We start from the raw sequence: 23,380 nt of genomic DNA, 5'->3' as shown, positions 1-23,380 counted from the left end.
TACTCTAAAATGCATATGTTGATTCAACTTACAGCTATTCTGAATTTAGAGGAGCAGACAATTAACCGAAATGATACAGTAGGGAACTGTTTCCATATAGAAACCGTGTTTCCAAATGGATAGCGCAGTGAAAAAAATCTTAATATTATCAGCTAATCCAAAGGATACAAGCCCCTTGCGATTGGGGGAAGAGGCGCGGGAAATCGAGTCGGCGTTGCAACGAGCCAAAAACCGAGATAAGTTTGAAATCGTCAGCAAGTGGGCTGTACGAGTTGAAGACTTACGTCGTGCGTTACTGGATCGCAAGCCAAATATCGTTCACTTTTGCGGACATGGTGCGGGTACTGAGGGTTTGGCTTTAGAGGATAATTCTGGGGTGACACAACTGGTGAGTAGTGAATCTATTGCAAACCTATTTGAGCTATTTTGCGGAACCGTAGAGTGTGTTTTGCTTAACGCCTGCTATAGCGAAGCGCAAGCTCAAGCAATTCATCGACATATTAATTATGTTATCGGCATGAATCAGCCAATTGGGGATATGGCGGCAATTGAGTTTGCTACTGGATTTTATGACGCATTGGGGGCTGGGGAAAGTTATGAGTATGCTTTTAAAATGGGTTGTACTTCTATTCACTTAAAAGGTAGTCCTGAGTATTTGACTCCAGTCCTTAAATCTAAACCGTCTAGCGTAGCACCTGCTGATGCTTCTACTCATAAATCAGTGGATTTTGACAATGATATTTATATCAGCTACGCTAATATCGATAATCAGCCTCTCTCTGAAAGTCAGTCAGGATGGATTTCTGATTTCCATCGCGTATTAGAAATTCGTTTAGCACAGTTACGTGGCGAAAAAGCTAGAATTTGCCGTTCTCTCAAGTTGCAGGAGAATGATTACTTTGACGATAAGATTGTTGTGCAATTCCCCAAAGTGGCGCTGCTAGTCTCTGTACTCTCCCCTCGTTATTTGAAATCACAATGGTGTATAAAGGAATTGCAGGAATTTTGTAAATCGGCTGAGGAAACAGGCGGTATTCGAGTGGCGGGTAATAAATCGCGCATTTTTAAAGTTATCAAAACCCCAGTACCTCTCGAGCAACAACCTCAAGAACTAAGGTCTCTCCTCAGTTATGAATTTTATGAGATGGGTCAGACAGGTAGACCCCAAGAATTTAATAGAATATTTGGTTTTGAGTCGGAAAAAAAATACTGGGCGAAACTGGAAGACCTTACCTATGATATTTATCAGCTTCTCGAAACTTTCCAGCCGATGAAGGTAGAGGAAGCCAGCCCTATATCTGTCAAATCAACAGGCACAACAATTTACCTAGCAGAAACTACCTTTGATTTGAATGAAGCACGTGATAAAATTAGACGCGAATTGCAACAGAGGGGTTACATAATTGTTCCCGGTCAATCGCTACCATTAAATCCTGACTTCCCAGGAGTGGTTCGCGAGAATTTAGAAAACTGTAAGCTCTCGATTCATTTGATGGGTCAACGTTATGGTATAATCCCGGAAGGATTAGAGCAGTCAGTGGTTGAGTTACAGTATTCTCTCGCTAAGGCACATAAGCAGCAGAATTCTGAATTCTCCTACTTGGTTTGGACACCAAGTGAACTCAATGTTCTTGAAACCCGACAGTCAGAATTTATTGAGCTTTTGCAGGATGATGCCGAGTTGTTGCAAACTTCTTTGGAAGATTTTAAAACTATCATCCAAGATAAACTCAACCCTCGCCAAGCGTCTTCTGAACCAAGGCGAAGATTTGAGGGACCAACTCAGGTTTACTTGATTTACGATCGCCGCGATCTCGATCCCATTGAACCTTTAGAAGAATATCTTTGGTCTCAAGAATGGGAAGTACTTCCATCAATGTTTGAAGGAGATGAGGCGGAAGTACGCCAGTATCATCAGGAAAGTTTACGCGATTGCGATGCTGTTCTTATATACTATGGACAGGGGAATGAGCTATGGCTGAGGACAAAGCTGCGGGAGTTACAAAAAGCTGCTGGATATGGCAGAGCGAAACCCATGCTAGCGATCGCCGTGTACGTGGCTGGACCTGAAACAAACCAAAAACAGCGATTCCGCACTCACCAAGCGATGGTCATCAAAAACTTTGAAGAATTTTCTCCTCATGCATTAGAACCATTTCGAGTTCAATTGACTCAAAGTCAAGGAGGGCTGCAGTGATGGTAACTACCCAAGTTCGCTTCAATCCTTTCCCCGGTCTGCGCCCTTTTGAAGTTGATGAGGCTCACTTATTTTTTGGACGAGAAGGTCAAGCAGATGAGTTACTGAGGCGTCTGGGGCGCAATCGTTTACTAGCAGTGGTAGGAACTTCTGGAAGTGGAAAGTCCTCACTAGTACGGGCAGGATTATTGCCCTCTCTGTACAATGGGTTTATGGTTCAAGCTGGTTCAAGCTGGCGAGTAGCGGTGTTCCGTCCGGGAGATGACCCGATTGGTAACCTTGCACGTGCATTGAATCACCCCAAGGTTTTTGCCATGGACTCAGAGGATGCCGTGTCTGCAATCATGACGGAAACGACTTTGCGTCGTGGGGCGTTAGGACTCATTGAGGTTGTGCAGCAGGCTAGAATGCCGAGTGATGATAATTTACTGGTGGTAGTGGATCAGTTTGAGGAACTGTTTCGCTTTAAACAAAATGCTTTGAGCAAAGAATCTGGAGATGAAGCAGCAGCTTTTGTAAAATTGTTGCTAGAAGCCACCGGACAGAAAGTCGTTCCTATTTACGTTGCGATCACTATGCGTTCTGACTTTCTGGGGGATTGTGCCCAATTTCGGGATTTACCTGAAGCCCTCAATGACAGTCAGTATTTAGTCCCACGCATGACCCGCGACCAACGTCGCATAGCTATTGAGGGACCGTGTGCGGTGGGTGGGGCTAAGATGACTAAGCGCTTGGTGAATCGGCTGCTGAATGACATGGGTGACAACCCCGACCAGCTACCCATTTTGCAACACGCTTTGATGCGTACCAGGAACTACTGGGCAAACAATCATCAGGATGGAGAAGCGATCGACCTGTATCATTATGAAGCGATCGGGAGCATGGCGAAAGCATTGTCGCAACATGGAGATGAAATTTATAAAGGTTTACCCGACGTTCGTTGTCAGAAAATTGCCGAAAAGTTATTTAAATGCCTAACAGAGAAAGCCTTTGATGGTCGCGGCATTCGCCGTCCTACTAAGGTACAAGAAATCTGCGATGTTGCTGAGGCAGAGTCAGGAGAAGTTATTAACATTGTAGAGCAATTTCGTGCTCCTGGTTGCTCGTTTTTAATGCCACCTGTAGGGACAAGACTGAATGAGAATTCCGTGTTAGATATGTCCCATGAAAGTTTAATGAGGGGATGGCAACAACTTGAGGATTGGGTAGAGGAAGAGAGCCAAGCAGCTCAGATTTATCGGCGTTTGGCAGAAACAGCAATACTTTATTGGGAAGGAAGAGCAGGACTTTGGCGCGATCCCGAACTCACCATTGCTATGAAATGGCTGGAGAAAAACCGACCCAATGCAGCTTGGGCAAAGCGTTACAACCCGGAATTCGAGCAGGCGATCAATTTCTTGAAGGAAAGCACTGTAGCTCGCGATCGCGAAATAGCAGAAAAGGAAAAAATTCGACATCAAGCAGAAGCTATTAAGCGACAAAGACTAATCATAGTTAGCGTGGGGGCTGGGTTTCTCATTGCAACTGTACTGAGCATATTCGCTTTTAATCAGCATCGGCAGTCTGAAAAAAGTGAGATAGAAGCTCGAATTGCCTCTTCAAAAGCATTGTTGCTTTTAAATCAGGAATTCGATGCTTCGATAGAATCTCTAAAAGCGGGAGCAAAATTAATGCGAAGGTTAGGGGCAGAAACCGAGATTACCCGAGAAGTTGTGACTGCGTTACAACAAGCAATCTTTAAGGTTAATGAGTTCAATCGTTTAGGGTCACATAGCGATGGGATTCTAAAATTAAGTTTTAGTCCTGATGGTCAGTTACTTGCCACTGCCAGTCGGGATAAAACTGTAAAGCTTTGGACCATAGATGGTAAATTACTGACGACTTTAGAAGGGCATAATGATGCAGTTACTAATGTGCGTTTCAGTCCCGATGGTCAGTTACTTGCCACAACTAGCCGGGATAAAACTGTAAAGCTTTGGAGCACAGATGGTACGCTACTGAAAACTTTAAAAGAGTCCAGCGCTTCAGTGTACGGTGTAAGTTTCAGCCCTGATGGCAATATAATTGCCACAGCTGACGATAACACTGTAAAGCTTTGGGATGTAGCGACTGACAAAGAACTGACGACTTTAACAGGGCACAGTAATGCAGTGAGTGGTGTGATTTTCAGTCCTGATGGCAACATAATTGCCGCAGCTAGTTCTGACAGAACCGTTAAACTTTGGAACTCAAATGGCAAAGAACTGAGTACTTTAAAAGGTCATAGCGATGCAGTAAATGGTGTAAGTTTCAGCCCTAATGGTCAGGTACTTGCCACCCCTAGTTATGATAACACTATAAAGCTTTGGAAGCAAGATGGCACCTTAGAGAAAACTTTAAAAGGGCACAGTGATGCAGTAAATGGTGTAAGTTTCAGCCCTGATGGTCAGTTTCTTGCCACAGCTAGTTCTGACAAAACTGTGAAACTTTGGAGAGTAGATGGCACACTACTGAAAACTTTTGAAGGACATAGCGATGCAGTAACTGATGTGAGTTTCAGTCCTGATGGTAAAACGCTTGCTTCAGCCAGTCTCGATAAAACCGTGAAGCTTTGGAGACTAAATAATGAATTTTTTGTTTCCCTCTTAGGTCACACAGCTTCAGTCACTGGTGTGAGTTTCAGCCCTGATGGTAAAACGTTTGCTTCAACTAGTTCGGACAAAAGCGTTAAACTTTGGAATGTAGCGACTGGCAGACTAATACAAACTTTAGCAGGGCATACCGATGCAGTAACTGATGTGATTTTCAGTCCTGATGGCAACATAATTGCCACAGCTAGTCGGGATAAAACTGTAAAGTTTTGGAATGTAGCGACTGGCAAAGAAATAAAGACTTTAAAAGGTCATACTGCTGGAATTAATAGGGTAGCTTTCAGCCCTGATGGCAAAACAATTGCCACAGTTAGTTCTGACGAAACTGTTAAACTTTGGGATCTGATAAGTGCCAGAGAAATAAAGACTTTAACAGGGCACAGCGATGCAGTAACTGATGTGAGTTTCAGCGCCGATGGCAAGACACTTGCCACAACTAGTCGGGATAAAACTGTAAAGCTTTGGGATGTAGCGACTGGCAGAGAAATAAAGACTTTAACAGGGCACAGCGATGCAGTCAATGGTGTGAGTTTTAGCCCTGATGGTAAGCTACTTGCTTCAGCTAGCGCTGATAGAACTATAATTCTGCGTGACTTAGAGAATCCTAATAGTAAACTACTCATCAATCCATCATTAGAAGGGTTACTCAAGCGTGGCTGTGATTTGCTACATTATTATCTAGAAAATAATCCTAATGTTAGTGAAAGCGACAAAGCTTTATGCAATTAAGGGTAAAGTTAGAGTTGTTATGGCATTTCAATAGAAAACGGACAAAGTTGAAGAAATCTACTTGGTTAACTTTGTGGCTTACAGACCCATCGCTTGATACTGGTTCAAAACCTCAAAAATTTTATCTGCCGGAGCTAGCCCTAGTTCCTTCGGCTCCAGCTTATGCAATCCACCGCCATACACTCGACCCTCACCTATCAACGTTTCACTCTTAATTTCATTGAGCGCCAACCATATCTTCTTAAACAGTTCTGGCTTCTTTGACAGTGCATCAGCCAAAGCAGGTTTGGGATACAACATCAAGTAGACGTTAGTTGCTGTCGCCATTGAGTGATTCAGGATAAATCGAAAAGGTTTTGCCCGATGGGTATCAATACGTCCCATGTAGGTGCAAAGGAATGGTGAGGGGGGTCGGTTTTCCTGCAAGTACCAAGGTGAGCGATGTTTGCATAGATAGCGATCGCTAATTCCATTTTTGACTCCCAGTTGAAGATATTTCCAAAGCGCAGGATACTTCGCTTCCACCTCAAAATTAGGCAAATCGCACCGAATCAGGAATAGCTGGCGGTCTAAAACTGGATTTCCAGCGCTATCAGCTTCAATCTCATCAACTGATAAAAATCGCGGACTGGGTAGAATTGGTTTTAAAAACTCAGTCGGGAGTTGGTGTTGAGAAACTTGCTTTGGTGTCAGCACAAAGAAATTGTTAGCACCCGTTGCCAAACCGCGTTTGATGGTAAATAAATCCTGAAGCAACACGGGCTTGAAATTGGAACTGGGGCTACCAGACGCTCCTCCAAACCGAGTCCACTTAGCTGTTGAGCGTAAAACATCCACCAAAACCTGCTCTCGAACGAGTGGGGAAGCCAAACTCCCGCCGTAGGTAAATTCAACAGTATGATGGGTTGGTGGCAAAGCCTTCTTGAACCAAACTACTGCTGATGACACCAATGCGTCTTCAAACTGCACATCTTTTGGATAAAAGCGATGAATACGCAGCAAAGTGACACGATTGAGCAGGTACTCTTTAATTTGCTGTCCATAATTCACATCCATAAATCCACTGGGTATTAGCCATCCCGCAAGAGCATTTTCAGCCATCCACGCATCTGAAATACACAAGAAGTGGCAGTAGAGTCCGGCTAACCCACTTAGCTTTATACCAGTTGTCTGCGAAGTTTTATTGTGCAACCGCAGCTTCTCAACTTTACTCAAGTGATGATGTCGGACATAGGGTGGATTGCAAATGAGCAAATTAGCTAGAGCTTCATTGCTGCTAAGAGGTGTAACCTGGGTAAAGTCAGCGATTTTTAACTTAAGTGGTGTGTTACCCCAAAGTTTAATTGCTTCATCACCATAATAGGGATCGATCTCGTATCCAACTGCTGAAACAATTTGTGACGCTGGAAATACCCGTAACAAAGCGGAGTAGAAGGAGCCAGTACCAAAAGCTGGGTCTAGAAAACGGATTTTGAGGTCAGATGGTAAAAGTGACTTGGCATATTCTAAAATATCTGTTGCCAAATCAGTTGGTGTGGCAAACTGACCCAGCTTGTTCCGCTCAATTTGAGTTTTGGCTTCATCAAGTTGTTTTTGTAATAACGCTCGTCTTTGTTCAATCGCTGTCGTTGCAGTCATACTCCAAATAATGCCAAGTCATCAATACGATGTTCCCACACCCAGTCAATCCCCTCCGCAGCTTCATAACCCAAGTAGCCACTGTCAAAATAACCGCAAAGGAATAGAATAAAACGGACATTGTTACCGTAATTAAGCCTCAATTGAGCAATTTTTACAGCTTCCTCTTTGCGTCTTTTATTAGGATTAGTATAATCGCCAGCAGATTTTGCTTCAATCAGTAGCGGTAAATCACCGGGGTTAGATTGAAGTGGCATGATGACAATATCAATCGGGATATTAACCTGTTTGCTGCCAGATTGTAAACTGACAGGAATATTGAGGCGAAACGAGAAAGTACCGGGTTGTATCGTCTCAAAACTTAACCCCGCTCCTCCTCTAACATATGAGTAGCCGCGCTGCTCCAACCACTGCCGAATCAATGCCAGCTGTCTTCGCTCTTGAGCATTGCGAACAATTGGGTCAGTCAACGCACCACAAAGACGGTCTGCAACAATTGTCGCAGCTCGATGGACTTGTGTTTCAGTCGGTTCTAATCCATTCTCCAACCAAGGAAAAATGTCTTTATCAGCTAGCCGTGTAATAATTTGACCAATTTTCATCAATTCAGCATCTACTAATCCACTGTCCATCCGTGGAGGAATCCTGCTTTTCTCTTCCATGTTTTTAACAAGATTGGGTAACACGCCAGCTAAACCTATGAGACGGTCGCGGGCTAAAGGTGGTGCTGTCGCCATGCGTAGTATGGGCAGAATAGATGGATGTTGACGCAGTACAGTGGGCGTGATGTTAGTTAGATTAGCAGTCGTTGCTAAGGCTGATTCGACTTGTTGAGTTGTGGTAATACGAGTGTCGCGGTAGGCACTTGGGGCGAACTCCATGAACCAACTATTATAAAGGTCTACAGATTGGGCAATATCTTGCTTCCACAAGTGTGGTTTGTCGGCATTGATTGGCACTGGTTTCCTCTTTTTTTACAATAACATGGCAAGGTGCATTTAATGGTTGAGGAATGAGATGTACCTGTCGGATTTGCGGCTAAAATAAGAATTGTCCTAACTAGGGTATCATCAAAACCTGTTGTGGGTTGAGACATTTATCTTTCTAAGGGCTAAGAACAGTTTTTCTTGCTCATAAGGAAACACATGAAGAAAAAGAATCTGCCTGCTAATAGCCCCTGCGAAGTGCTGCAAACCATTCTTGCCCCTTATGCAGCTATGAAGCATCTGGATTGTCAGGATCTAGCCAGAGTAATTATTACAGTATTAGCAGAAATAGATATTCCTTATGAGGTTTTTGTCGGAAGGGTATCTTATCAAAAATGGCAATCACCTAAACATATCTGGATTGATATTCATGGTGAGATGCGGATTGATTTCCGACTCAAGTACTGCACACGTCTTCAGGCTGATATGATTTCTTCTAAAACCATGCCTTACGGTGTTTTTAATCCTTATGATTTTCCAGAATATGTGTATCGAGGTGATGCAATGTACATGGCTGTTCCGCCTAAACCTATTCTTGAAGAAATACTTGACCCTATGAGGAGAGAACCGGTTGATTGCAGTTTTTATTGGTGAGAATTTCATGCTTATCAATTCCAAACAATTTGCATCCTTTGTACTCCGTTAAGCCTTTAGGTGATCGTGTAGCGTCAGGAGCAGGAAAATCGCCAGAAATGATTTCCCAAATGTTTCATATAAAATGAATTTTTCTTTAAAATACAAATAAAACTATTTGTCAATAACTATTAAGAAATTGGCGCTATAGTAGAAAAATTTGGTCATTGTCCAGCCGGAATTGAGCAGTTGTCCAGCCGGAATTGGGCGATTGTCCAGTTAGAATTGGGCGGTTGTCCAGTCAGAATTGGGCAGTTGTCCAGTTGAAATTTGGTAATAGAAAAAATTCTCAATAATTTTTATAATATAAAAAATGTTCAAAAAGCAAAAAATTGCATTTTACTCTATCGTCCATTAGACAAGAAAGACAAACGCACTCCTTCATTGACAGAACAATCAAAAATCTTTACCGTATAACTGGCAGTTTTACCCTACTGTCTACCAGACACTCTTGTTCTTTTCCGCAATCCGGTTCCAATACCAGTGGAAGAAAGTAAGGTACATAGTAAGTTTTCGCCGTTATTTTCCTTGTAAGAGGGTTTTAAAAGTCGAAAGCAGTTAAAAATCATGCGAGTCGTCTGACCATGATTCGTATCATGGCGCTCCTCTCAATGGTAAGCTAGGGCAAGACATCTCTAGTTACTAATCTTTCAGCCATAGTGGTAAGTGCATAAGTTGATTGAGCTTGCACCTATAAGAATATACAACTCAATAAGTCGGTTTTGCCTACACCTACCCTTGAAAACGTCTATAGGTGATTAACAAATGAGCTCCTTGTACGCTTTGCTAGTAGGTATTGATTGTTATCTACCTAACAAATTACCAGATGGTGCTTCTTATAGAAGCCTTAAGGGATGCGTGCATGATATTAACCATGTGGAAGCTTTCCTAAAGCGCCAGTTTAATCTCCCAACAGAGCAAATTTATAAGCTGACAGCTTCCAATGTTGACGATTCTGGTGAGCCATTCGAGCCACCTTCAAAATGGCCAACTTACGAGAATACTGTCAAAATGTTTCAGGAAGTCACTTCAATGGCGCAATCAGGTGACCAAGTTTACATTCACTACTCCGGTCACGGGGGACGTGCAGTCACAATTTATCCAGAACTCAAGCGAGAAAAAGGATTTGATGAAGCCCTTGTTCCCCTTGATATTGGTAAGCCAACATCTCGTTATCTTCGCGACTTGGAGTTAGCGGCGCTTTTGCAAAAGATGGTGAGTAAAGGGTTAGTCGTCACAGTTGTGTTAGATAGCTGTCATTCTGGAGGAGCAACGCGAGCTGGAGATTCTGATATTCGTGGCGCTGACACAAACACTGTTGACACAACACCAAGACCAACAGAAAGTTTAGTCGCATCGTCTTGGGAGTTGGTGACGACTTGGCAAAACTTAACAGGAGGAACTCGTAATGCTGCTGCTGTAGGTGGGATGCTTCCGTTGGTTAAAGATTACGTTTTGCTAGCGGCTTGTCGTCCGTCGGAATCTGCTTATGAGTATGCCTTTAACGGTTTTGAGCGTAATGGAGCTTTAACTTATTGGTTGTTGGATTCCCTACAGAACCGCAGTGTGGATTTGACTTATAACGAACTCTACTCACGTATCAATGCCAAAATCCACAGTCAGTTTCAGCAACAAACGCCCATGCTAATGGGTGAGGGTAACCGTTTGGTTTTCGGCAACAGCTATGAATCCCTCCAGTATACTGCCACGGTGATGCAAGTCGATGCAACTTCTCATCCAGTCCAAGTTAAATTAAATGCTGGTATAGCCCAAGGTGTGGAGTCAGGTTCTCTGTTTGCTATTTACCCACGTGAAATCAAGGATATTACTCAGTCAGACAAGCACTTAGCTATAGCTGAAGTTATAGAAGTTGGTGTCACTGATGCTTGGGCAGAAGTTATTAAGACACTGCATACAGGAGAAATTGAGCCAGGGGCTAATGCGGTCATTATAGGAGCACCCGTAGATTTGATGCGGGGAATCCGTTTAGTTGAATGTACTCCAGAGAATACAAAATTAGAGGACTTACCACCAAAAGAAATCAATCAACAAGCAGCTTTGCAAGCAGTTGCGATCGCAGCTTCAGGGAATGGCTGGGTAAAATTAGTTACCGAGCAAGAAGTCGCTGATTACCAAGTTTCTATCAATAAATTTGGTGAATACGAAATTTGTGAGCCAACAGGTCAGCCTTTGCCGAATTTACAACCCCCATTAAAGGTAGGCGAAACTGATGCAGCAACTCAGTTGGTGAAACGCCTGGTGCATCTGACTAAGTACAAAGCTACAGAGGAATTGGATAATTTTGGGACGACTCTAACAAAAAAACTTATCGTTGAATTAGTTGGCAAGCAAGCTAATTATAGACAAAATCGGCAACCATCCCCCCAGCCATTTGATGACTTGAGTAACCCTAGTGTACGAGCAGGGGAAACTGTCTTTTTACGTATCCGCAATGAGTCTTCCCAAGTTCTCAATGTAGTTGTATTAGCTTTAAGTTCCGATTGGTCAATTTTCCAACTCGACATACTCGGAGACAATGCAAATTTTGTCCCTTTTGACCCAGGACAAGAAGAATGTATTCCACTCAAAATGAGTCTTCCATCTGGATATCAAGAAGGAACAGACATATTTAAAGTGTTTACCACAGTTGGGCAAGCTAATTTCCGATGGCTGGAGTTACCATCCCTTGACCAACCAATTCCTTCTAGTAGCACTAGAGGACTTAAAGCACCCAGAAATCAATTAGAAGAACTCTTGGCTGCTGTGGGCGCTGATGACCAACCTACTACAAGTAGAAATGTACAAGTTGTTGCCGATCCCAGTCGTGGATGGACGACAAAACAGGTTACCGTAAAGGTAATAGCGACTTAAATAGAGCCTCGCTTTGCATTCGTTAATCTGTAGTCAAAACCAAAATTCCTGATTCTGTAATACTTGCTTTTTTTTGTTTGGTAAAAGCCATACAAAAGTATTCCCACAAACTAGGTACGCAACTATGAGCCAAACAAATACACTAGTCAAAGCACAAAAAATCACAAGTTTCAAGCGCAGTTTGGCAGTTGTTATTGGCATAAATGATTATCAAAATAAAATTCCCAAGCTACAGACAGCTAGACGTGATGCTGAGGTGCTAGCGCAGATATTAGCTAAAGAACATCAATATGATGAAGTCATTTTAATGACTGATGAGACTGAGTGTAAACCAACACTAAAGAACTTATTAACCCTGCTTGAGGAAAAACTACCCAAAGAAATTCAGCTCACAAAAGACGATCGATTACTCTTCTACTTTGCGGGACATGGAATAGCACGAGATAGCGATAAAGGACCTGCGGGCTGTCTCGTACCGCAGGATGCAGATTTAGAAAACAATAAAAATCTGCTCCCCATGCAGAAGTTACACGAATGTTTGAGCGCACTCTCCTGTCGTCACTTGTTGGTCATTCTTGATTGTTGCTTTGCTGGAACTTTCCGGTGGTCAACTGCTAGATTAGCAACAGTTATCCCGACAGTCATTCGTAAAGAACATTACGATCGCTTTATCAAGTCTCCTGCATGGCAAGCAATTACTTCTGCGGCGCATAACCAAGAAGCATTAGATATTCTCCGTGATAACCGAGGAGGCAATAAGCACTCACCTTTTGCAGAAGCTCTATTCAAAGCTTTAAGAGGTGAAGGAGATGTCATTCCTGCGGCTAAAAATGGCAAAGGAGCAGGAGATGGAGTGATTACAGCAACAGAACTTTATCTCTACTTGCGCGACCATGTAGAAACGGCTTCTAATGACAGTCAAACACCAGGGATATGGACTTTATCAAGACACGATCGAGGCGAATATATATTTTTAGTTCCCGGTGCTGAGCCAAAATTAAAACCCGCACCAAAATTGACTGAAAAAAACAATCCTTATCGAGGATTACAGTCTTTTGAAGAAGAACATTCACAATTATTTTTTGGGAGAAAAGAACTGGTAAAGGAATTGTATGAGAAGATTTCCAATGCTAAGAGTTCGCTAACTGTTGTTTTAGGAATTTCCGGTTCTGGTAAATCCAGCTTAGTCAAAGCAGGACTCATTCCTTACTTGCGCCAGAATCATTCCCGAGAGTGGTATATTCTCAAACCTATGCGTCCTAGTGAATCTCCTTTTACAGCTTTAGCTAGGACTCTTCTGTTAATTACTAGTAATAACGATATTGTTGTCAGCAAGCAACTAGATAATTTACATTTTATTGATGAAATTCTACAACAAGAAATTACAGCTTTAAACCAAAGAATTGATGAGTGCGATATAAATAGCGAAGAAGACGAAATTATCCGATTAGAACAAAAAGTTAATAAATTCGAGAGACTTGCTCACATTTGGAAGCGAGGAACGAAGGAAGCAAAACAGTTGTTAATTGTCGATAATTTCGATGAACTCAATAATTTATGTCGCGTTCCGAACGAACAAAGGCTTTTAAAAGAGGCAGTTTTAAATTGTCTTAATCCACTCAGCCTACGTCTACACGATTCAAGTGAGTTTATCAAAATTGTCAAGACATGGAGCGAACAAAGACCTGGTATCAGGCTGTTACTGGTGATAGACCAATTTGAGGAGTTAATCACCCTAAGTTCTCACAGTAAAGAAGATCAGCAAAACAAGCAACCAAATCTTACGGAGTCGCAACAGTTCTTAAAATTGCTAGAAGCAACTTTGGCAGCTCATCTGCCACAACTGAGCATAGTGGTGACATTGCGTTCCGACTTTGAACCGCGCTTTCTCAACTTGGAGGCGCTCAAGTCACATTGGACACACGCTCGCTTCCCAGTCCGTGCCATGCGTTCCGATGAGTTGCGACAAGCGATTGAGCGTCCCGCCGCAGAAATGGCACTTTATTTTGAACAACTTCCGGGAGAGCGAAATCCAGTAGACAAGTTAGTTGATGAAGTTGGGCAAATGCCTGGTGCCCTGCCCTTGCTATCATTTACACTCAGCGAACTCTACATTAAACTTGCTAAAAAATGGGAAACTGGAGAGAGTAGTGATCGCGCCCTCACACTTGATGCTGAATTTGACAAAGAGGGTGGTGTTGCTGGTTCCTTGACACGCAAAGCAAATCAGGAATATGACTGCTTACCAGATGATAAGTACAGAGATACTATGCGGCGTGTGATGCTGCGGATGGTGACTGTTGAAGGTGGGGAATCAGCACGGCGTCGGGTACCATTGTCAGAATTAGTGTACGCAGACAAGTATGACCCAAGCAAGCGAGATGACGAAGAAAATAAGCGAGTCGAGTTAGTTCTGAAACGTCTTATTGATGCTCGCTTGGTTGTCAGCGGACAAGAAACGGGGGAAGCTTATGTAGAACCAGCCCATGACTTCTTAGTACGAAGTTGGGATAAGCTACAGAAGTGGCAACAACAGGAGCAGGAGGATTTAGCCCTACAACGGCGACTGACACCTAATGCCCTAGAATGGAAAAACAAGGAACAGTCAGCAAGTGTTCTTGGAAAAGCTGAACCTGTCCTGAGTTGGTTTGATAAAAAAATTGACTCTACTGAGGACTGGTTTAGCAAAATTAGGAAGGATACTCAAGAACGCCAACAAGAGAAAAAGACTCAGTTTCTTTGGAATGGTAATCCTTACCTTGAAGTTTTAAAAAAGAAACTTAAATCTGCCGATTACTGGTTTAATCAGATAGAATCTGATTTTGTGCAGCGCAGTATTTGGCAAAGACGCAGAAATGTTAACTTGCGTTGGAGCATTGCGATCGGCGTAATTCTGGGATTAGGCGGGTTAACTGTCTTTGCCTTAAATCAACGCAATACTGCCATTGCTCGACAGTTAGCAGCCCAAGCTCAACTGATAAGAGATCAGCAATTCTTTCTCTTGCCACGTAGTGTTCTACTTTCTGTAGAAGCCATGCGGAGATTCCCATCCTTAGAGGCGGATCAAGCCTTGCGCTCTGGTTTAGCTTTACTTCCTCGCTCTGTGGCTAACATGAGCCATGAAGATGAGGTAAATGCTGTTGCCTTTAGCCCAGATGGCAAATACCTGGCTACAGCAAGCGATGATAACACTGCACGGGTGTGGAACGCAGCTAGCGGTAAGGAAGTTTTTCTTCTAAAACATGAAGATAAGGTAAATGCTGTTGCCTTTAGCCCAGATGGCAAATACTTGGCTACAGCAAGTGATGATAACACTGCACGGGTGTGGAACGCAGCTAGCGGTAAGGAAGTTTTTCTTCTAAAACACAACCCTGATGAAATTACTAATGTAACTAATATAACATTTAGTCCGGACGGTAAATACTTAACTACATCAGATAGGGACAAAACTGTCAAAGTATGGAACGCAACTAACGGCAAAGAAGTTTTTCGCTTAAAACTTGAATATGTTGGAGATGATGTTGTTTTCAGTCCCAATAGCAAATACCTGGTCACAGCAGGGAGCGACAACGCGGCATGGGTATGGGAGGTAACTAGCGGCAAGCAAGTCACTCGTCTACAGCATGAAGGTCGGGTGAGCAGTGTTGACTTTAGCCCTGATGGCAAATATCTGGCTACAGCAAGTTGGGATAAAACTGCAAAGGTGTGGGAAGCTACTAGTGGCAAGGAAATTATTCGCATAAGACATGACGCTACGTTGTCAGTCGTTGCCTTTAGCCCAGATGGCAAATACTTGGTCACGGCAAGTGGAACTTATGCCGGAGTGCTAACAGCAAAAGACTACGTGACACGAGTGTTGGAAACAACTAGCGGTAGAGAAGTTGCTCGTATGCAAAATGAGACTTTAGTCAGTGCTGTTGACTTCAGCCCTGATAGCAAATACTTAGCGACTGTAAGCAAAGATGCACGGGTGTGGGAATTGGCTAGTGGTAAAGAAGTTGTTCGCTTGAAACCTGAGGATCGGGTGAGTGCTGTTGCCTTTAGCCCTGATGGAAAATATTTAGCAACAGGAAGCGAGGACAAAACCTCACAGTTGTGGGAGTTCACCACTGGTTGGGAAGGCATTAGTGTAAAACACGAGTATGCGGCCATAAGTCCTGATGGCAAATATGTGGCGACAGTAGGGGGTGATTTTATTATCAGAGTGTGGGAAACAACCACTGGTAGGGAAGTTACTAACATGAAGCATGAGGCTGATATATGGCGTATTGCCTTCAGCCCCGATGGCAAATATCTGGCTACAGCAGATGAGGATAAAACTACACGAGTATGGGAGGCGAATAGTGGCAAGGAAGTCAGTCGAATGCAACATGAGGATAGAGTATGGAATATTGCCTTCAGCCCCGATGGCAAATATTTAGCAACATCCTACGAAAACAATATTGCACAGGTATGGCAGGTAACTAGTGGTCAAGAAGTGGTTCGCCTCAAAGATTACGCTGTAGAATCTATTGCCTTCAGTCCGGATGGAAAATATTTAGCAACTTTAGGTAGCAACATTGTACGGGTATGGGAAGTAACCACTGGTAAAGAAGCCACCCGCTTAGAATATCAGATAGAACAAGAATTTGAGGGTGGGGGTTATGGAGGCACAAACTTGGTCACCTTCAGTTCAGATGGCAAATATTTGATCGCGGCAAAAGATTCAAGCGGTGAAGCACAGGTGTGGGAAGTTTTTAGCGGCAAGATAATCGCTCGCTTAAAGCACAAGGCTTTCTTGAGAGAAGCTACTGTAAGCCCTAATGAAAAATATGTGGCGACAGCAGGAGATGACTCCATTGCACGAGTGTGGGAAGTCTCTAGCGGCAAGGAAGTGATTCGTCTGAAACACGATCGGTACGATGTATGGGGTATTGCTTTCAGCCCTAATAGTAAATATGTGGCAACAGCAGGGGCTGACTACACTGCACGAGTATGGGAAGTCTCTAGCGGCAGGGAAGTCATTCGTCTGAAACATGAGGCTGAAACGTATTCGGTTACGTTTAGTCCAGATAGTAAATACTTAATCACAGAAAGCACAAACCAAGTAGTACGGGTGTGGTCTCTGTCGCAAGAAGACTTGATTGCAGATGCTTGCAGCCGTCTAACGCGCAACTTATCACGGGAGGAGTGGCAGCAGTACTTGGGTGCGGGCATTCCCCTTCTTGATAGGTATCGCAAGACCTGTCAAAACTTGCCTGAGTAGACTCTATAGGCAATAAGCTTACGACTTGTGCTTTAACTACCTACTTATACTGTAAACGGCTAACAACTGTTCTTTTTCGGAATGATTTCATAGCACTTGTAGGGGCGCAAGGCCGCCGCGCCCCTATGATAGTTGACAATTGTTGGAAAGTCAGTTTCTAAACCGTTTTTGGTATAATGATACTCTTCTAGTGCTCTCAGAGCGATAAACTCGAAAAATGATGTTTATCTTTTCATAACACAAACGTTCAAAACTCTTGCTGCGTCTTGGATTCAAAGATTTTTGTTACCCCATCAGGCAGGGGAAACGCATCTAAAATCAAGGCAGGGGAGGCAGGGGAAGCTCTGAGGCAGGGGAGGAGGGGAAACACGCTAGTAATAAACTCAATATCAAGTAACACTGATTTCCGATAATGGTTCAGAAAATTGGGGTTTAAATAATAAGATTCACTATCTTCTTTGATTGCGACTTAAATCTTTATCTGTTCAACGATTAATCAGCCAAGGTGATGGATTATTAATCATATTTACGCTCACCAGCTAAAACTTGATTGTAGCGAGCATAAAGTTCTTGTGCTTCAGATATATCTATGTAACCACATTGAACAGAAAAATCAATCCAAGTCCTAGCTTCGTTCGCTTCGGCTTCACAGTCATTTAATTTAGCGATAAAAGCCGCTTCATAGCGGCGTTTTCTCCAAGCTTCTGCAAGGTTAGCACAAACCGAGCGTGAAGACCTACGAATTTGGTCTGTTAAAGAATATTTTTCTTCCACATTATCTCGTCTACAACGTCTACAACGTATACCCTGTATATGTTTGACGTTGTGTATATCTTCTACAACATAATGAAAGTCCATCGTGCGCTCGATAACTAACGGTTGCTTCTTTGCCATAAATATTCTAGCGTCCGTCCTTTTCAAACTATTGTTTCTAGAGGTATCCATTCGTCAGTAATTTCTCAAACTAAAATGCCCCCTTTAGTGCCTTGACTTGCTTAAACTAAGCCTTGTTCTTGAGCTAATTTAAACCACTTTGAGAAAGAATCAGTAATTTGATGAAGTTATTCAGAATCAGTGAAATTTGGTGTCCAACCTTCTTCTAATGCTTGTCTGAACAGTCCAGCTTTTGATTGAATTTTTGGCTGACTCTTTAAATATTCCTCGATGGCCAATAGAGCATTAAAAATTTCCAGTTGTGTTTTAGATTCGAGAATTTTCTTAAGTGTAGCATTCATTTTAATTCCTAGACTTGATAGTTTCATCCGCAATTGTTCCTCAACTTCACTCTCCCTAAAATTTGGCGGGAATTTTTGATTAATAAGAAGAGTCTCCGGGGGAATTTCTCTCAAATTAGTTTGAGAAGCTAGGAATTCATTTCTGACTCTTTCCAGTTCTAAGTTCAGAATTTTAATTTCTGATTTCTGTCTCATATTTTCTTGTTGAATCCGGTCTAACAAATCTAGTTTAATTCCTAGTTGATAAAGCTCGCCAGTCATTTGTTCATTTTGTCTCTTCAACTCTTTTTTTTCAAATTCAATCATCTTAATTCTTGAGCGCAACTGTTGAATGATAACTTGTTTAGATTTTTCTGATGCAGTTTGAGGACGAGTTAAGATTTTTGCTTGCTTAACTTGTTTATCCCGAATTTCTTGAATACGGTCTTTAACTTCCGGATATTTATATAGATAACTAACACTTACATTTGCTTCCCTAGCAATATTGCCAAAAGAAAGGCGCTCATCATTCTTTAGCAGTTTATGAATGGCGAGTTCGGTCCGCTCAATACAATCTTGTTTGCGTTGTTGTTGCGTTGCATTTAGTTTAGCTATTCTTTTTTCTTTTCCATTCATATGATTCTTCTATACCAGACGATCGGGGCTATTTACTGATTACCAGACTCCAATGTATTAAGAATTTTTTCTAAATTATCCTTGACTCTTTTATTCATTTCTGCATGACGTTGCCAATCTTTTTCTTCAGCATTTTTGAGAATTTTTTTGGTGGATTCAAGTTGGGTTTTATGCTGTTCTAAAAACTCGATAGTTGTGCGAAAATCACCACAGGTAAGGCAAGCATTAGCATGAGGGCATTCACCTAATATAATTGGTCTAGCACAAGAACCATTAGGTAAAGATTGAGCTAATACTTTTTTCTTAAGAATGTGTAAGTCTAAATTATTGTCTATTTCTGGATTTGTAGATTCAACAACTTCACCAGCAACATTTACTACTCTAATATCATGATATTTAGCTATTTCTTTTTTCAAAGTTTGGTCATAAATGTGAGCATAAACTTGAGTCATTGTCGGAGAATCATGACCTAAATATTTTTGAACAATGTGATGCGGAACACCATTATTAATCATGCTTGTGCCTACAGTATGACGACATTGATGAGGATGAAAGTGCCAGAGATTTCCGTTCTCATCACAGATATTATTTTCAACTATAAGTAGATTGATATTTTTGATAAAACTTTGTTTTCCCCTAGCTCTATCTTTTCTTCTTGGTGAAGGAAAAAGAAACCAAACGTCCTGACCATATTTCTCTTTAGTTTTCTGTTGTTGTTCTTGAATTATGATAGTAACTTCACGAGTAATAGGAATAGTAATTTCTTTCTTCATTTTGGTTTGGTAATATTGCAGAAAAAAATCCCCAGAACTATCTTGTTTAATACAATTCATCGAAAGATTACATAATTCACTAATTCGCATTCCACAACTTATCAAAATTAAATACATTCTTTGATCAACTCGCTCGGGAATTTTCTCCAAGTTTTTATTTATAGCTTCCATGACACTTTCGGGAATATATTTAGGTGTTCTACTCCGATTGTATCGGGGGAAATCATCTTGATAAAATAGCTGAATACCAGTTATATCGAGCCATTTTTCTCTAGAGCATATTTCCAAAAAGTCTTTGAGACTTGTGAGAATTTTATGATGAGTTTGATCTGTGAAATTTTGACTTTTTAAATAGCTCAAAAAAGCTAGAACAAGATGGCGATTGATTTGGCAAGGCACAACCGAAGAATATTGTTGTTCAATAAAATCCGAGAACTGAACTAAGGCATAAAGTCTGAAACGACAAAGTGAAGTAGAAACAAGCGCTAACTTATATTTGATGAATTTTTTAGAAGAGTTCCGTAACCAATCTTGCTTAATCGGCGTAAAATCAAATTTATTTTTATCTACTAAATTGTCTAGATGAAAATTTAACTTTCTTAAATCCCAAATATCTTTATCATATTCATCTCTGTCATCATAATAATCGAAGATGGTTTGATAAAGAACACCGAAAGTATAAATAGTCTCATCTTTGGCTGTATATTTTTTACGTTTTTTTTCTTTTGTAATCATCTCGTATTCTCTCTGAGAAAAAATTTGATTTCTGATGAGATAGCTGGTCAATAGTTCTGACCACTGTTTGACTTCTAACTCAATGATTGAACTGACTAGATTTTCACAATTTTGCAAAAATTTGATAAGATAATTAATTTTCGTGGCTTTGGCTTGATGAAGAGTAACCCATCCCCATTCTTTTGTGATTATCTTTTGATAGCAAGCATATTTAATTTCTGTTTTCAGAATATTAGGCAACCCTTCAAAATAAATATATACTCCTCTGATATCATTAGAGCCTTTCAATGGATTCTCATTGGGATTCCATGTATCATCTGCCCAATAACCCTTTAACTCCTCTTGCATTTCAACGTACTTAATTCTTGACCATTTAATCTGAGAAGATGATGGCTGTGTTGGTTGAATATAGTTTATGTTGCCTGACATTTGTTCTGCTCTTGGTTTTTTAAATATTTTTGGTACTCGGTTTTCAAGTCATCATCTAGTAAATGAACATAAGTATTAACAGTAGTTTGAATATCGCTATGTCCCAATCGCTTTTGAACATAGCTCATATCCCATCCGGCTCTAATTAAATTAGTTGCGTGGCTATGTCTTAATAAGTGAGCACTGGCATAAATATTAGTTTTTTTACTAAGACGACGGAATAAACTATCTACTGCTGAATATTGAAGCGGTGTTCCTGGTTCTACTTTCTGACTCCAAATACTTACAAACACATAATCTGAGTCAACATTTTCTGGATATTCTTCAATTAGATAATCAGAATAAAATCTCATGACTTCTTTATTAACATGAATTATTCTGTTTCCACTTTTGGCTTTAGCTTGGTTGAAATTATCAAGTCTATTTGTGATTTTTATTTCATTTTTACCTCCGGTTGCCATATCTTCATGCCTTAACCCTAATGCTTCTCCGATACGCATTCCTGTTTCATAGAGAAGGCAAATTAAGAATTTATCTCTCATGTGATTACAGGCCTTAATTAAATTCTTTACTTGTTCATCATTTAGACAACCAGGGAAGGTTTTAGGCTCTTTAACTTTTAATAATCTCGTCTTGGCTAATTTTCCTTTGCTAATATGATGTAAAAATGGTTTGTATTGACGAACCGAATTCACTCCATAACGATAGGCTTCTATCCCTTCAGTCTTTCCTAAACGTTCGTAGAACTCATAGAAGGAGGCTACAGTAGTTAAAGCATGGTTAATAGTTTTCTCTGACCTTTTGGACTGTTGTGGATGAAGTGGTATAGTTCCTGGTTTTGGATTTCTCAGCCAATGAATAAACTCTGATAGTTGCGACAAATTAACTTCTTTCCAGTCTAAATAGCTTTGCTGTAAATACTCCCAGTAGAGTTTTAGGTTTCGTGCATAACTAGCAATAGTGTTCGGCGATCTTCTCAGACTTTCAAGATAGCGTAAATATTTGGATATCGGTTCAACAGGTAGATAGTTATCATCCAACACCAACCAAATTGTTTTGCCGTTTTCTAATTGTCCTTTCTGTACTTTCATATAAATATTGTACATGATATAGAAACAATCAGCAAAGAATTTACACAATAAACTTCAATAAAGTTTGTCGGCTCTTGTTGTTGTTGTTATAGAATCTAATTATTTCATTGGAGATAATCAAGTGGAAAATTTTTAGATAACTCAAAGATTTTCCTAGCCACGGAAAAAGAAATTTTATAAATTCCCAAATCTTTATGGTCTTTTATCGCTTCTCTTGTCATTTGTTTCCTCTGCTATCTTCTCTAATTTTATTTGAGATAATTGGAGAACTTGACTTAAGTATTTGTCATCCATTGCTGCTAAAAATTGTTTGTTTTTAATTCCTATTTTGCGGCTGTTTTCTTGCCCTAAAAGATTAACAGCTATACAACGTAAAACCGCCAAATTTTCAGGAGCGTTATGTTTTCTAATTCGACAATCATCTTCTTTGAGAGCAACGTCAAGCACCCAATGTAGGGAATTTTCAATTCCCCAATGACTTCGTATTGAGAACCCTAGTTTTTCCGCATCATTATTTAAACTACAAATATAATACCTGGTTTCCACAGTCGTTTTACCATTTACAGTTCTTACTGATTCCACCATACCTATACTATTTAAATTAGCCCACTCATTATTTGGGTCTATCTGTCCTACAATACCTGATAGCATTAAATAATTACGAACCTCTTCTCTTCCATGATTTTCTTCGCGGGTATGATAACTACTATAATTATAGCCATCAAATTTTTTCGAGATGGCATCTCTAAATATTTCCTCTACATTTTTATACAGATTTTTTTGATTCTTCTTCAGAGTAATAACGTAATCTCCTTGTTGATGAGTAATTAATTTTACTATTTCTTTTTGACATCCCCTGGCATCAATTGTTACAAGACAACCAGCAACATCTAGAATTTGAAGAAGTTCTGGAATTGCTTTGATTTCATTAGACTTTTTATCTACTTTTCTCTGTCCTAATACTAACCGATTTGCAGTTGCCCAAGCATTTACCATGTGGATAGCTGCCTTATCTTTTCCTTTATCATAGGAGCCTCTCAACGTTTTTCCATCAATAGCGATGACTTCTCCAGAAGTAATTTTACTAATGGAATTTATCCAACTTGAAAAACATTTTTGCAACTGTTCTGGGTCTATTCTGGCAAAAACTCAAAGCAATTGTATCGTGTGAGGGGATACCATTTGCTAACTCTAAAAACTGTTGTAACCACTGCTGTTTTGCTTTTCCATAAGTTTCTATTGGCACCCTCGCCCACAGTTATCGGCTCCACATCTAACTTCCCAGATAGCAATAGTAACAATGTCAATTAATAAATGATGTTTTGTTCGTTCCACTCTTGGATCTGACAAATCAGTAAAGTGGTCAGCAATTGTTATCTTGGGTTGAATTTTCATCCAATTTGTTCAGATACGCCCTTTTGTATGAGAGTATCATAAGGCTTACAGATTACCTGGTTTGACTACAGCACTTGACAATCGTCTAAAATTTAGAGCATGAGCCTTATTAAGATAGTCATAATCAACTTTCATTGCCATGTCTTAAAATTCGATGCTTTTGTTTTCCCTCTTCCCC

The 23,380-nt window shown here is 40.8% G+C and carries 10 protein-coding genes and 2 pseudogenes; 5 read left to right on the top strand and 7 right to left on the bottom strand.

All coding sequences use genetic code 11. The features are described 5' to 3' along the window. The first annotated feature begins 127 nt into the window (after positions 1 to 127). A complete protein-coding gene (locus tag F7734_RS23225; RefSeq protein WP_166482095.1) occupies positions 128 to 2,197 on the top strand; it encodes a CHAT domain-containing protein in 2,070 nt (689 codons plus the stop codon). Further along, the gene (locus F7734_RS23220) at positions 2,197 to 5,556 is read left to right on the top strand and encodes a WD40 repeat domain-containing protein (protein WP_155746865.1); all 3,360 of its coding nucleotides are present in this window, start codon (positions 2,197 to 2,199) and stop codon (positions 5,554 to 5,556) included. Before F7734_RS23225 ends, F7734_RS23220 begins: the two co-directional genes overlap by 1 nt. Positions 5,557 to 5,634: 78 nt before the next feature. Here the strand turns inward: F7734_RS23220 and F7734_RS23215 are convergent, their stop codons facing one another. Both F7734_RS23215 and F7734_RS23210 read right to left on the bottom strand, forming a co-directional pair. Beyond that, positions 5,635 to 7,194, bottom strand: a complete 1,560-nt coding sequence (locus F7734_RS23215; protein WP_155746864.1) for an SAM-dependent DNA methyltransferase — start codon at positions 7,192 to 7,194, stop codon at positions 5,635 to 5,637. Further along, positions 7,191 to 8,153: a XamI family restriction endonuclease gene (locus tag F7734_RS23210; RefSeq protein WP_166482094.1), complete on the bottom strand. Its 963-nt coding sequence runs from the start codon at positions 8,151 to 8,153 to the stop codon at positions 7,191 to 7,193. The genes F7734_RS23215 and F7734_RS23210 overlap by 4 nt, the downstream gene beginning before the upstream one ends. A gap of 186 nt (positions 8,154 to 8,339) precedes the next feature. Between F7734_RS23210 and F7734_RS23205 the strand changes: the two genes are divergently transcribed. The 3 genes from F7734_RS23205 (at position 8,340) to F7734_RS23195 (ending at position 16,929) form a co-directional block, all read left to right on the top strand. Continuing rightward, on the top strand, positions 8,340 to 8,774 hold the full coding sequence (locus F7734_RS23205) for a hypothetical protein (RefSeq protein WP_155746863.1): 435 nt from the start codon (positions 8,340 to 8,342) through the stop codon (positions 8,772 to 8,774). Positions 8,775 to 9,578: 804 nt separating this feature from the next. Next, positions 9,579 to 11,684 (top strand): caspase family protein, encoded by a 2,106-nt coding sequence (locus tag F7734_RS23200; protein ID WP_155746862.1) that lies wholly within the window; start codon positions 9,579 to 9,581, stop codon positions 11,682 to 11,684. A gap of 124 nt (positions 11,685 to 11,808) precedes the next feature. Beyond that, entirely contained in the window at positions 11,809 to 16,929 is a 5,121-nt protein-coding gene (locus F7734_RS23195; protein WP_155746861.1) for a caspase family protein, read from the top strand. 485 nt (positions 16,930 to 17,414) lie between these two features. Here F7734_RS23195 and F7734_RS23190 read toward each other — a convergent pair. The 5 genes and pseudogenes from F7734_RS23190 to F7734_RS23170 form a co-directional block, all read right to left on the bottom strand. Beyond that, positions 17,415 to 17,760: pseudogene (locus tag F7734_RS23190) on the bottom strand (four helix bundle protein). Between the two features lie 230 nt (positions 17,761 to 17,990). After that, complete coding sequence (locus F7734_RS23185; protein WP_155744359.1) at positions 17,991 to 18,779, bottom strand: DUF6262 family protein; 789 nt, start codon at positions 18,777 to 18,779, stop codon at positions 17,991 to 17,993. Between the two features lie 32 nt (positions 18,780 to 18,811). Further along, the gene (locus tag F7734_RS23180; protein WP_155744360.1) at positions 18,812 to 20,716 is read right to left on the bottom strand and encodes a site-specific integrase; all 1,905 of its coding nucleotides are present in this window, start codon (positions 20,714 to 20,716) and stop codon (positions 18,812 to 18,814) included. Then, on the bottom strand, positions 20,701 to 21,807 hold the full coding sequence (locus F7734_RS23175; protein WP_155744361.1) for a tyrosine-type recombinase/integrase: 1,107 nt from the start codon (positions 21,805 to 21,807) through the stop codon (positions 20,701 to 20,703). The genes F7734_RS23180 and F7734_RS23175 overlap by 16 nt, the downstream gene beginning before the upstream one ends. A 192-nt stretch (positions 21,808 to 21,999) precedes the next feature. Next, a pseudogene (locus tag F7734_RS23170) lies at positions 22,000 to 23,202 on the bottom strand (ISAs1 family transposase). Between the last annotated feature and the right edge of the window lie 178 nt (positions 23,203 to 23,380).

The organism is Scytonema sp. UIC 10036 (genome assembly GCF_009725235.1).
This window is presented reverse-complemented; position numbering and strand designations above follow the sequence as displayed.